9 protein-coding genes are annotated in these 12,513 nt (G+C 74.4%); 5 read left to right on the forward strand and 4 right to left on the reverse strand.

Features of this window, described 5'->3' with window-relative positions:
• Nucleotides 1-63: 63 nt before the first annotated feature.
• The 3 genes from ACZ5K7_RS02575 to ACZ5K7_RS02585 form a co-directional block, all read right to left on the reverse strand.
• Nucleotides 64-462 carry a hypothetical protein gene (locus tag ACZ5K7_RS02575; RefSeq protein WP_468909558.1) on the reverse strand — a complete coding sequence of 133 codons (399 nt, stop codon included), beginning with the start codon at nt 460-462 and terminating at the stop codon, nt 64-66.
• A complete protein-coding gene (locus ACZ5K7_RS02580; protein WP_351713772.1) occupies nt 459-998 on the reverse strand; it encodes a hypothetical protein in 540 nt (179 codons plus the stop codon). The genes ACZ5K7_RS02575 and ACZ5K7_RS02580 overlap by 4 nt, the downstream gene beginning before the upstream one ends.
• Before the next feature lie 61 nt (nt 999-1,059).
• A complete protein-coding gene (locus tag ACZ5K7_RS02585; protein ID WP_468909561.1) occupies nt 1,060-2,208 on the reverse strand; it encodes a cytochrome P450 family protein in 1,149 nt (382 codons plus the stop codon).
• A 312-nt stretch (nt 2,209-2,520) separates the two neighbouring features.
• On the opposite strand from ACZ5K7_RS02585, the gene ACZ5K7_RS02590 reads away from it, so the two are divergent.
• The 5 genes from ACZ5K7_RS02590 to ACZ5K7_RS02610 all read left to right on the forward strand — a co-directional run bounded on the left by ACZ5K7_RS02590 (nt 2,521) and on the right by ACZ5K7_RS02610 (nt 10,172).
• A complete protein-coding gene (locus ACZ5K7_RS02590) occupies nt 2,521-3,852 on the forward strand; it encodes a S1 family peptidase (RefSeq protein WP_468909563.1) in 1,332 nt (443 codons plus the stop codon).
• Nucleotides 3,852-6,230, forward strand: coding sequence for a serine/threonine protein kinase (locus ACZ5K7_RS02595; RefSeq protein ID WP_468909566.1), 2,379 nt, complete (start codon nt 3,852-3,854; stop codon nt 6,228-6,230). Before ACZ5K7_RS02590 ends, ACZ5K7_RS02595 begins: the two co-directional genes overlap by 1 nt.
• A 278-nt stretch (nt 6,231-6,508) precedes the next feature.
• Entirely contained in the window at nt 6,509-7,900 is a 1,392-nt protein-coding gene (locus tag ACZ5K7_RS02600) for a vWA domain-containing protein (RefSeq protein ID WP_468909569.1), read from the forward strand.
• Nucleotides 7,897-8,919 carry a hypothetical protein gene (locus ACZ5K7_RS02605; RefSeq protein WP_351713762.1) on the forward strand — a complete coding sequence of 341 codons (1,023 nt, stop codon included), beginning with the start codon at nt 7,897-7,899 and terminating at the stop codon, nt 8,917-8,919. Before ACZ5K7_RS02600 ends, ACZ5K7_RS02605 begins: the two co-directional genes overlap by 4 nt.
• Nucleotides 8,916-10,172: an ABC transporter substrate-binding protein gene (locus ACZ5K7_RS02610; RefSeq protein WP_468909572.1), complete on the forward strand. Its 1,257-nt coding sequence runs from the start codon at nt 8,916-8,918 to the stop codon at nt 10,170-10,172. Before ACZ5K7_RS02605 ends, ACZ5K7_RS02610 begins: the two co-directional genes overlap by 4 nt.
• Nucleotides 10,173-10,304: 132 nt before the next feature.
• On the opposite strand, the gene ACZ5K7_RS02615 is transcribed toward ACZ5K7_RS02610, so the two are convergent.
• Complete coding sequence (locus ACZ5K7_RS02615; protein WP_468909574.1) at nt 10,305-12,278, reverse strand: AfsR/SARP family transcriptional regulator; 1,974 nt, start codon at nt 12,276-12,278, stop codon at nt 10,305-10,307.
• Nucleotides 12,279-12,513: the final 235 nt, after the last annotated feature.

The raw sequence follows: 12,513 nt of genomic DNA on the forward strand, positions 1-12,513 counted from the left end.
GTCGCACTCCAACTCCGGTCGGCGGTGTCGCGTGGTCACAACGGGTCCGCGGGGGCACCCGGGTCAGAAGCTCAGGAATGTCCTCAGGTGTTCCAGCGACTCGGACCCGGGACCGGCGTTCACGAGGAAGTTCCCGAGGAACTCGGGAACGGTGAGGTCGGGGAGCCGGAGCTCGTTCGTGAGCGAGTTCCACTCACCGCGGTGCAGGCCGTCGTCGGTCTCCCCGCGTACGCCCACCTTGCGCACGACGTAGCCACGGGCGGCGTACTGGTGTACGTCGATGACCGCGCAGCGCAGCAGTGTGCGGTGGGACGTGGTGGGGAGGGAGATCACTCCGTAGCCGGCGTCGGCGAGGACGTCCAGCACCTTCGGCGCGCCGACCAGGCGTGCCGCGACCACGGCGACCCGGCCGCCGCGGCCGTCCGGAGCGGCGCCGTGCGCGATACCGGGCGACGCGCTCATCCGGCCAACCCGCTCTCCAGGTCGCGCCGCAGCGAGTCCGGTGTCGCGCCGGGCAGGTCCATTCCGACGCCGATCATGCGCGGTGGCCGCAGTCCGCGTGAGCGGATCTCGGCCTCCAGCTCCTCGATCCACACCCCGCGTCCGGGGGCCACCGTCCACGCGTCGGACCTCCCCGGCTCGCCGCGCCAGCCGGGGGCGCTCGTGATCAGGTCGATCCCGCTGGAAGGACTGCCGTCGATTCCGATCACGACCACCTCGGTGTCGGCGGCCGACGGGTCCGCGGCCAGCTCGTCCACGACCGCCCGTGCGAGCTCGCGGCAGTGTTCCCGGTAGGTCGGGGTGTCGTACTGCTCCCTCGACTGCCACCAGCGATCCGGCCCGGCGAAGGTGAATTCCGGGCAGGGCATCTGCACGATGCGATGGTTACGCCGCCGGAGCAGGTCGATCACCGGCGACACCACTCCGGGACAGATCGCCCCGTCACTGACTTTCGCGTTCTGGTTCAGCAGGCAGTGGGACACCAACGCGATCGGCACGGCCCGTCCCTCCATGGGTGCGTCTTGTCGGTCGTGGTGCGCGAGCGATGGCGTCCGCCGCTCAACGGCCCGGCGTCGGACGCCGGTTCAGCCGGACCGGGACCTCGATCGGTCCCTGCACCCCGGACGGCGGGCCCCAGCGCACGGCGCCGGTCGGCTCCGGGGTACGGAATCGCGCCGCCAGGGCCCCGAGTACGGCCGTCAGTTGACGCTCGGAAGCCGTGGCGCCTATGCAGTAGTGGAGGCCCGCGCCGAAGCTGAGGTGCGGGCGTGTCGGTTCCCGCAGCGGCTGGTAGGCGTCGCCGTCGATTTCGGCGTCGCGGTTGGCCTGCACCGCGCACAGGAGGACCGGCCGGCCGGGTTCCAGGGTGCGGTCGGCCAGCGCCAACTCCGCTTCGGTGAAACGGATCTGGATCGGCGCCGTCGGCATCCAGCGCAGCAGCTCCCGTACCGCCGACCTGGCGGTCGTCTCGTCGTCCGCCGCCGCCGACCAGGTCCACGGATGGCCGGCGAGCGTGGCCACCAGCTGGCCGAGCGCGAGGCGATACGGCTCGAACCCGATGAGGAGCGACATCCTGGAGCGCGTCCAGTCGGTGCGTCCGGCTGCCATGACGCCCTCCCGGCGGGCCAGCCGGCCGAGGAAGTCCTGCACCTGCTCGACCGCCGACTTCGCCTGTGCGAGCGTCTGCGCCGGCGTCAGCCGGTGGATGAGCGCCAGATCCCGCACCGGCTGTGCGATCTCGCGATACGTCCCCTTGTCGATGTCGAGCAGCCGTGCCGCCTGAGCGTGCACGATCGAGTCGGCGACGTCCGTCACGAACTCGCACTCACCGTCGAGTTCGGCGGTGGCGGCGAGTGCCTCCGCGGCGGCGAAGGACGGGTCGAAGGCCGGACCGCGCAGGAGCGGCCGCATGCTCTGCCGCAGCGCGTCGTGGTCCTCGGCCCGGGAGAAGATGAGCAGCGAGGCGAACCAGGCCCCGATCGCGTCGTCCGTCACCCCGGAGTACCGAAGCTGCCGCCAGGGGTCGTGCACCAGGGTCGGCTGCCGCAACAGCCGGGCGACCGTCGCGTGATCGCAGACGACGGGACCGTACATGCTGTCCAGGAGCCGGCCCTCGGCGCGCGCCAGACGCAGACGGTGGTCGTCGAAACGGAAAGAGGGGGAGTCGACTTCGATGAACGAGCAGGGAGTTTCGTCTCTCTCTGCCACTTGCAATGCCATCTTGTGGCCTCACTCGTGCGGTGCCCGCATACGCGAGCCATTGTGCGCACGGCGTCCGGCCGTCAGCGACGTCCCCGAACGGGCGTCCCTCATCCCCGCGCGAAGGGGAACCGCCGGACGCTCTCGGCGCCCTCGGCCCGGGCCCGGGCGGGCTCCGCACGCACCGTGCCGATGGCCTCCGCGAGGCAGACCGGTTCCGGATACCCCATGGCAACTCACCGCCGGTTTCCGTTGATTGACCGATCCAACCTGCTCATGAGTCTAGGGACACGCGATGCCCCGCGCGTAGTGTGAGACAGCATGGGGGAACTGCGTGCGGACTGGAGACTCAGGCTGCGACGCGAGGACGCGCACGGTCCCGTCTGCGGGGCCGGTGTACTCGTCGACCAGCACACGGCGCTGACCTGCGCGCACGTGGTGCGCCGCCCGGACGCCGTGATGTGGCTGGAGTTCGCCGAGAACAGCGCGCTGGAACCGGTGGCCGCCCGGGTCATGGCGGGCGGCTGGCTCCCGGAGGGCGAACAAGGCGAGGACGTCGCCGTGTTACGGCTGGACAGCCCGCGTCCGCAGGCCCGTCCCGCTCCACTGGAAACCTCGCTCACGGCCGGTACGGAGGTGTACGCGACCGGGTACGCGGAGGGCTTCGACGACGGCATGAGCCTGTGGGGCCGCATCGGCGGCGCCAGCGGCGAGCGGGTGCAGCTCGACGCCGTCACCAAGGCGGAGGTGGTGCGCGCGGGGTTCAGCGGTGCCGCCGTGTGCACCCTGCCACGGGAGGGCCGCCCGGCCCGGGTGGTCGGCCTGGTCGTCAGCTGGCGCGGGGACATGGGAGAGCTGCTGCCCGAGGAGAACCGGCTCGCCTTCTCGTATCTGATCCCGATCGACCGCATCGCCGAACTCTCGCCCCTCGTCAAGGAGTTGAGCAGCCCGGACGCCTGGGACCACGGCTTCGAGGAGCGGCTGGGCCGGTGGTACGACGATCCGGACGAGGACCCGGTGAAGATCACCGTGGTGTCCCCGGGCAGCGGCAAGGACCGCTCGCTGCGCCGTCTGCTGCACCGTGCCGGCCTCGTCCATCGCGGCGGCGACAGCAGACCGCACCTCGCCGACCACGCCCTGGGCCGGATCTCCTTCCCGGTCGGCGAGTACCTCGCGTACTGGGACTGGCTGCTCGGCAACGCGCGCCGGCCGACGGGCGTGGCCCCCGCACCCGTCCCCGCACCCGTCCGGCCTGTCACGGTGGTGGTCGACGGCCTCGACGAGGAGCCCCGGCCAGGTCCTCTGCTCGAACTGCTGTGCCGATTACGTACGTTGGGCTTCCGGCTGCTGCTCGTCTTCCGCCACGAGGGCGGCACCGGCTGGAACACGGCCCGCGACGACCTGCTGCGGCCCGCGCTCCTCGACCACGCGGAGGCGCTGCTCGGCCGGCTGGAACTGGCCGAGTTCGGCAACGCGATCCGCCGCGACGTCATCGACAGCGCCTCCCTCGACTCCGTCACCGAGACCGCCGACTTGCGCCGGGCCGAACTCCGCCGGATCGCCGCGTCACGGGACCCGCAGCAGCAGCTCGCCCGGCTGCGCGCGCTGCTCAGAACCCTGCGCGTCGACCTGGACCGCCAGGGAGGCCGGTGATGCGGGGCGCCGCCCCGGACCGGGCCGCGAGGGAGGGCGACGGGAGGGTGACCGGCTGCCCGCACCGGAACTTCGACGGGTCCCGCTGCCAGGGCTCCGTATTGCCCACCGGCTGGTGCGACCAGTGCGGCCGCGCCGAGCAGGGCCCCGGACTGCCCGCCCTGCCCGACGATCCGCGGCGCCTCGGCCCCCGCGAGCTCCTCACGCTCCCCGACCGGGCGCCCCGCCCCGCCCAGGCGCGCCTGGTCCGTGCGAAGACGCCGCCGCGCGTCCGCATGGGCTGCTCGGCCGGCGACTGCGGTATCACCTTCGCCCCGCCCTACACCCAGGGCCCGGTGCCCATCACGGGGTACTGCCCGGCGTGCGGCGCCCGGTACTCGTACGAACCGGAGCTCACCGAGGGCGAGTTGCTGCGTGACCAGTACCGGATCATGGGGCCGATCGCGCACGGCGGCCAGGGCTGGGTCTACCTCGCCGAGGACACCCATCTCGGGGACGTCGTCGCCGTCAAGGGCCTGCTCAACCGGTACGAGCACGACGGGGCCCGGCTCGCCGACGTGGAGCGCCGCAACCTGGTCGCCATGCGCCACCCGCGGATCGTCCAGATCCGCGACTTCGTCGCCCGTGGTGACGGCACCGGGGAGATCACCGGCGGCTACATCGTCATGGACGACGTCGGGGACGGCACCCTGGAGAAGGTCGTCGAGGAGACCCGGCGCGGCGAGTCGGTCCTCGACATCGAACACGTGGCGGCGTACGGCTGCCAGATCCTCGAAGCCCTGGTGCATCTGCACGCCGGCGGCGAACGGGTCTTCGTCTACGGGGACATGAAGCCCTCGAACGTCGTGCACCACGGAGACGGCGTCAAGGTCATCGACCTCGGCGGGATGCGCGAGGAGGGCCAGAGCAGGCCGCCCGCCCATGTCACCGTCGACTACATGGCGCCCGAGACCGCGTTCTCGGGTCTGCCCACCGTCGCCCACGACCTGCACACCGTCGGCGTGACCCTGCGGGAACTCGCCCACTGGGCCGTCGACGAGGTGCCCGGCCTCGGCACCGACTCCTTCCGCCGGGTCGTCGAGCGCGCCGTCCGCGAGGACCCCGGCCTGCGCTTCGCCGACGCCCGCGAGATGGCCGGCCAGCTGCGGGGCGCGCTGCGGGAGATCCGGGCCCTGCGCGGCAAGAGCGACCCGCCCGAGCCCTCCGACTACTTCCGCCCGTCCCCGCAGCTGCTCGGTGCCAGGCTCGGCACGGTGCCGGGCATCGAACACTGGCTGGAGCGGCCCCGCCGCGACCGGTACGAGCCGCCGGTGGCCCCCGCCCTCGACCTCGGCGCCCCCACGCCCACCGAGATCGCCGGCTGTCTGCCGGTGCCGCGGCGCTATCCGGGCGACCCGCAGACCGCGCGGTTCGAGGTGAGCAGCGGGTACGACCCCGGACTGCTCCTCGACCAGGAGGACGAGAAGCCGGCCTCGGTGGAGATCTGCCTGCACAACGTGCGTGTCCTGCTGGGCCGGAACACCACGGAGGACCTGGAGCTGGCCCAGGTGGAGCTCGACACCGCCGACTCCATCCCCGGACCGTCCGCGGTGCGCCGGTGGCGGCTGGAGTGGCACCGCGCGCTGCTCGCGCTGCGCCACGCCGGTCTGCACGACACCCCCCAGCAGGTCGCCGACGCCCAGGCCCACTTCCTGCGGGTCCACCTCGAACTGCCCGGCGAGTACGCCCCCAAGCTGGCCCTCGCCTACTGCGGGGAGCGGCTCGGCGACCACGGCACCGGGCCCACCGCCAGGGAGCTGTACGAGGCGGTGTTCGCCCGCAACCCCGCGCACGGCGGCGCCGCGCTGGGGCTGGCCAGGCTGGCGCTGCGCGCGGGCGACCGGCGAGCCGCCCTCGACGTGCTCGGCCGGGTGGGGCCGGGCACCCTGGACCACACCGTCGCCCGGATCGCCTCCCTGCGGATCCGCGCGGCGCGGCTGCCCGGGGACGTCGGTCCCTCGCCGAAGTACTTCGACGCGCTGCCGGCGCCCGCCGAGGTCGACGCGGCGCTGGCCGAACTGCCCGGCCTGGTGGGCCGCGGACCGGGCGCCGGCGAGCCGAGCCTGTCCGAGGACGAGGCGCTGCGGCTCAGGACCGAGCTGCACGAATGGAAACTGGACGCGCTGCACCACCAGAGCGACCGGGCCGCCGCTCCGGGCGCGGGCGCCGGCCGGCTCGACGCCCGCCGGCTGAGACGCCTGACCCCGCCGGAGCGCGAGCAGCGCAGGCGGATGGAGTCGCTCTACCGGCAACTCGCCGCCCGGCACCGGGAGTCGGCCATCACCCACGAACACCTCGTGGACCTCCTGCACGCGGTGCGGCCACAGACCCGGATCTGACCGACCGACACGCCGGAGACGCACGACACGACCGAACCGAAGGACACCACGGAAGCGCACAGCACGACCCAACCGCACAGCACGGCACGAGACCGCACGGCACGGCACGGCACGGCACGGCACGGCACGGCACGGCACGGCGGAAACGCCCAGCAGGACCGAACCGCACGGCACCACCGAACCGCACGGCACGACGCAACCGCACGGCACGACGCACCCGCACGGCTCCGGTCACGCGGTGCCCGCGGCGATGAAGGGAAGGAGCGGTGACGTAGGACATGAGCAGCCACACCCGGCCGTCGCAGCCGGGCATCCGGCTCCACGTCGACCTCGACGGCGAGCTGCGCCCGCACCGCAGCGCGAAGATCGAGGCCCATCTGCGGGTCGACGTGGCCGCCGACGGCGCCCCGACCGACCTGCCCGCGGTCGAACTCGCCGTGATCATCGCGGTGGACGTCGCCGAGCCCAACCGGGCGGCCGTACGGCACGCCCTGCCGGCCGCGCTGCGCGCCCTGCCCGACCGGATCTCCTTCGCCGTGCTCGGCGGCGGCCCCGAGCCGGTCCGGTGCTATCCGCTCGGCGACGACGAGTGGGCCGTCGCCGACCAGAACCAGCGGCGCCATGCCGCGTTCGCCACGGGCTCGCTGCCGCTGCACCGGGACGGCCCGCGCCCGGCCGGGTACGCCCCCTGGGCGGCCGGGGCACGGGCCCTGCTCGCCGGCCGCCCGCTGTCCGTACGGCATCTGGTGCTGATCACCGACGGCAGCAGCGCCGCGGGCGAGACCCGTCTGGAGGAGGAACTGGACGCCTGCGCCGGCCAGTTCACCTGCGACGTGTTCGCGGTGGGCGCCGACTGGACCCCCGATCCGCTGCTGGCCCTCGCCGAACGGCTGCACGGCACCGCCCAGTTCGTGGACGAGGGTCTCGGCCGGGCGGTCACCGACGCCATCGCGCGGCTGCGTCGCGTACGCACGTCCCAGCTGCCGATCGAGGTGACCCTGCGGCCCTCGGTGCGCCAGGTCTCGCTCAGCGAGAAGGCGCCCCGGCCGCACCGCCTCGTCGGGCTGCCCCGGTCCGGGCGGCCGCACTGCTGGAGCTTCCCCACCCACCAGTGGGAGCAGGGCAGCCGCGACTACCTGCTCACCCTGGTCGCCAACGCCGACGACGACCCGCTGGAGACCGAGTTGCAGTTCGCCATGGTCTCCGTGAACGACGTGCACGCGCCGGTCGTCGCCCGCTGGCACCTCCCCGGGCAGTCCGCGCCGCCCACGCCGACGGCGGGCGGCGGCAGCGTGCGCAGCCTGAACGCCACCGCCCGGATGCGCGGCGCGCTGCGTGAGGGGCTCACCGCGCTCCAGGAGCACCGGCCGGGCACCGCCCGGGAGTGCCTGGCGCAGGCGGCCCAGCTGGCCGCGCGGTTCGGCACGGGCTGGGTGCTGGACGAGATCCGTACGGTCGCCGACATCGAGGACGCGGACGCGGGTCGGATCCGGCTGCGCGCCGTCGACGCCGACGCGCTCGGCCCGATGATCCTGCGGGCCGGCTCCCATCCGGGCGCGCCCGTGGCCGGCGCCGTCGACGCCTCGCCGGGCCCGCGCTGCGGCACCTGCCGCAGCCGCGCCGGGAGCGAGGCCCGTTACTGCATCGTCTGCGGGGAGAAGCTGCTGTGACGACCGTACGGACGGCCTTCCCGCGGCGGTACTCCCCCGCCGCGTTCTGGCGCGGGCGGCTGAGCCACCGGGGGACCCGCCGGCTGCTGGAGACGCATCTGCTGGTGTTGTTCCTGTGCGCCGCCGTGGCCGCGACGGCCCTGTTCCTCTCCTACCGGGGGACCCAGCGCGGCGCCGCGGCCCTCGCCGCCCGCGAGGCACCGGCCGTGCAGGGGCTCGCCGCCGCCCGGCTGGCGGCGCTGCGGGCCGACCAGGAGGCCCACGCCCTGGTGACGACACACCTCGTCGACGTGGCGGGCTCGGGCGAGACCTACCGGTCCCAGCTCTCCGCCGCCGACCAGGGGCTGTCCCGGATCGCCGACCGCACGGACCAGGACCTCGGCACGGTCAACGGTCTGCTCGCCACCTACGGCAACTCGCTCAACCTCGGTACGTCCATGTACCGCGACCAGCCGCTGATGCGGGAGCAGAAACTCGACGAGGCGCACTCGCTGCTCACCCGCAGCAAGGTCGGGCTCGCGCCCCGGCTCGACGCGCTGCAACGGGTCCAGCTGCGGCACGCCGAGGCAACGGCCACCATGGGGCAGTGGCAGCGGGCCGGCTGGTGGATCGCCGAACTCGCCCTGGCCGCACTGTCGTTGACCCTGCTGTCGGCGCTGTTCGTGCTGCGCGACCGGTGCGGCCGCGACTGGAACCCGTATCTGCTCGCGGCCTTCGTCCTCACCGCGCTGCTCGCCGTGTTCCCGCTGCTGACGACCACCGCCACCGAGGACCGCCTGGACAGGGCGCTCGGCGATCTCGGGCAGATCACCAAGGTGTCCCGGCACACCGGCCCGGGGCTGGCCGAGGCGCAGCAGAGCGTCGCGCAGAAGTCGGAGGAGGTCCGGCAGGAACTCACCGACGGCGGCTGGACCGACCGGATGTACCGGGGCACCGTCGTCGGCGGCTTGCTGGTCGTCGTCCTGCCCGCGCTGGGCCTGGGGCTCCGGCTCGACAGCGACTACTGGAGGCGGCGGTGACCCGGCGGTTCAAGGTACTGGTCGTGCTCGTGGTCCTGCTGCTGATCGCGGCCGGCGGGCTGGTGGTGGCCTGGGCACGGCACGACGACAGGGAGCCGGTGACCATCCTGGGGACCTGGACCGGGGAGCAGGCGGAGCAGTTCAAGGCCGTGTTAAGGGACTTCGGCATCCCCTTCCGCTACCAGGGCACCGCCGCCCAGCGCGAGGTGCTGCTCTCGAAGGTGCAGTCGGGTGAGCCCCCGGACATCGTGATCATGCCGGGCATCGGCGAACTCGCCGAGTACGCCGACCAGAACCGCCTCAAACCGCTGAACGGGCTCTACGACGCGCGGCAGTACGGCGCGCCGTGGAACGCGACCGGCACCGTCTCCTCGTCCGTGTACTGGGTTCCGGTCAAGGCGGACCTGAAGAGCATCGTCTGGTTCCGGCAGGACAGGACGCCCGCCGGCTCGCCCGCGCCGCTGCGGAGTTGGTGCATCGGCATGGGGGACGACGGCGCCTCCGGCTGGCCCGGCACCGACTGGATCGAGGACCTCGTGCTGCAACGGGCGGGCCCGGACGTCTACGAGAAGTGGGCGCTGAGCACCGGCGACACGCAGTGGTGGCGGAGCACCGCGGTGCGTTCCGCCTGGCAGGCCTGGGCCGGTCTGCTCGGGCAGGACCGGACGAGGGCCCGGCACGCCCTGCTCACCGACCACCGCGGCGCTCCGGACAGCGACGGGCTGCTGTTCGACGGCTGGGGCGGATGCGGCCTGGAGCACCAGGGGTCGTTCGCGCGTTCCTTCTACAAGACCGAGGCGCCGCACGCGAACCTGACGGACTCCGCTCCGCTGCTGCCCGGCGGCGGCCGGGTCCGGGCCCACGAGGTCACCGGGGACTTCGCGGCACTGTTCAGCGGCCGTTCCGAGGCCCGCGAGCTGGTCCGGCGGCTGGCTTCCAAGGAGGGCCAGCAGGAGTGGGCCCGCTCGACGGACTTCTTCTCGGCGAACCGGCAGGTGACCCCGCGGAACCACGAGGTGGATCACGAGATCGCCACGCGGCTCCGCGAGGGCCCGCGCTGCCTGGACGCCTCGGACGTCATGGCACCCGCCGTACGGGACGCCTTCTACGAGGCGGTCCTGCAGACCATCGCCAGGGTCGCGGCCGGCCAGGACCCCGCCGTCCCGGGCCTCCTGCGGGACGTCCAGCGGGTGCAGGACGCGCAGGGCACCCCCAGCAGGGCCGCGCCACGGACGGTGTGCAGTCCGCGCTGAACGACCAACCGGCCACCGACACGCCACACTTGGCGACCGGCTGTGACTCACCCGCGGCTCGCACACGGCCCGCGCTCGACTTGCCCACGAGTCGCAGGTGACTCGCGGGCGGCTCGCGGGTGGGGTGCCGGCCTAGCGCAGTGCTCCCTCGACCGCCGTCAGCCAGGCGTCGACCGGGCCGGCCGTCAGCAACCCGCTGCCGGCTCCGGCGAGTTGGCCGGCGGCCGGGCGCAGTCGGTCCTGGCAGCGGCGCAGGGCCCGGCGGTCGCCGAGCTCCAGGGCGACGGCCGCCACGACACACCACAGCGCCTCCTGCACCAGGTCGGCAGGAGGCTCGGGCAGCGCGCGCAGCGCTGCGCGGGCCGTCCTCTCGTCGTCGGCGGCGAGGGCGAGCCCCGGGCGGATCCAGGGGAGGTACGGCCCCCAGTCGGCGGCCGGGTCCAGGGCCGCGCGGACGCTGTACGGCCGCCCGGCCAACCGGAGACAGAGGAGCGCGAGCGGGAGCAGCCCGGCGCGTACCCCGGGCATGCCCGGCCCGTCCAGCAGCCGGTCGACCTCGCGGTAGGCGGCCTCGGCGCGCTCCGCGTGCCCGGTCGCGGCCAGCCGCAGCGCCCGGTAGCCGTCCGTGAACACGCCCACCAGCGGCAGTTCGTGGCGGTCGGCCAGCCGGTCGGCCGCCTCGGCGTGTGCGTCGGCGGTGGTGAGGTCGGCGAGGCCCGCGCGGGCCTGCACCCGGATCAGGTGGCCGAGCACCTCGTAGGTGACCAGGCCGTGCCGGCCGGCCAGGGCGATCAGTTCGGTGCCGAGGGCGTCGCGGCGCCGGGCGAGGCCGGCCCGGGTGCAGGACTGCATGAAGACGCCGTTGAGGGCGAAGGCGAGCAGCGCAGGATCGTCCAGGCGGCGGGCCAGGCGCTCCGCTCCGGCGGCGGCCTCGGCGGCACGGGCCGATCGGGTGCCGCGTGACTCCAGGGCGACCGTGGCCAGCAGCCGGCAGCGGGCGGTGTCCTGGGCCGGGGTCGCGGGCAGCCGGGCCAGCGCGCGTTCGGCGGCCTCGACCACGCGGCGGGCGTCCGCCGGGTCGTCGGAGCGGGTCCAGATCGCCGGGACGTCGTAGGCGCCGATGACCCGTGCGGTCAGTTCCGGGTCGCCGGACTCCTCGGCCGCGGTGATCGCCGCGAGGCGGTGCTCGCGGGCGGCGGCCAGTCCGCCGGATCCGGTCACCGCGAGGGTGCGCAGCAGGCCGACGGTCGATTCGAGCCGGGCTCGGGCACCGGCGGCGACGGTACGGTCGTACGCCTCGGCCGCCCGGGACCACACCCGTGCCGCCGCGGCCTCCCGCTCCGCGTCCAGGGCGGGGTCCTGCGCGAGGATGCCGGCCTCCAGTCGCCGCAGCGCCGGGCCGGGGTCGAGCCCCAGCTGGTCGGCGAGGGTCGCGCGGGCCCGGCGCAGCACCGCGAGGGCGTCGCCCTGGCGACCGGTCCGGTAGAGGGCCAGCGCCAGCAGCCGCCAGCCCTCCTCGCGCCACGGGTGCCCGGTGAGGTGGGCGTCCAGATCGGGCACCGCCTCGGCCGCCCGGCCCCCGGCGAGCAGCGCCCCGGCCCGCTGCTCCACCGCCCGCAGCCGCAGCTCGGCCAGCCGGGCCCGTTCGCCGCCGCACCACTCCTCGTCGGCGAACTCGGCGTAGGCCGGACCCCGCCACAGCTCCAGCGCCGCCCGGAGCCGCCGGGCTGCCTGCACGGGCTCCTCCTGTACGGCGCTCTCCAAGGCCGACTCGAACCGCCAGGCGTCCACCGCCTCCGCTTCCGCGCGCAGCGCGTAGCCGGGGCCGTCGGTGACGAGCAGCCGGGCCGGGGTGCGGGGCGGGCGGTCGGGTTCCAGGGCGCGGCGCAGGTCGTTGACGAAGGTACGGACGGAGCCGACGGCGGTGGGCGGCGGCTCGTCCCAGAGGTCGGCGACCAGGCGGGCCACCGGGACGACCCTTCTGCGGGCCACGATCAGCCGGGCCAGTACGGCCCGGTGCCGGGGCCCCTTCAGAGCGAGCGGTCCACCGGCACGCTCCGCCGTAACGCTCCCGAGCACCCCGAACTCGACCTGCTCCGTCCTCACCCGCCCCACGGTAGTTCCCGACCCACGCGAGGTCCCGCCGCACGGGAGGTCCCGCCCCACGCGAGGTCCCGCCCCACGGGAGATCTCGCCGCACGCTCGGTCCCGGCCGAGACTGGGTCCCCTCCCACGGCGGACCCCGGCCCGCGGCAGCTACCGGCCCACGCTCAGCCCCCACCCCACCACAGACCCCGACCCACGCTCAGCCCCTCAACGGCAGGCCCCGGCCACCGGCAGC

It is taken from the genome of Streptomyces sp. NPDC031497 (assembly GCF_055580905.1).

Bases quoted from the DNA above. Each gene is read 5' to 3' on its own strand.
- ACZ5K7_RS02575 (WP_468909558.1), bottom strand. From the start codon at position 462: ATGAGCGCGTCGCCCGGTATCGCGCACGGCGCCGCTCCGGACGGCCGC.
- ACZ5K7_RS02590 (WP_468909563.1), top strand. From the start codon at position 2,521: ATGGGGGAACTGCGTGCGGACTGGAGACTCAGGCTGCGACGCGAGGAC.
- ACZ5K7_RS02595 (WP_468909566.1), top strand. From the start codon at position 3,852: ATGCGGGGCGCCGCCCCGGACCGGGCCGCGAGGGAGGGCGACGGGAGG.
- ACZ5K7_RS02600 (WP_468909569.1), top strand. From the start codon at position 6,509: ATGAGCAGCCACACCCGGCCGTCGCAGCCGGGCATCCGGCTCCACGTC.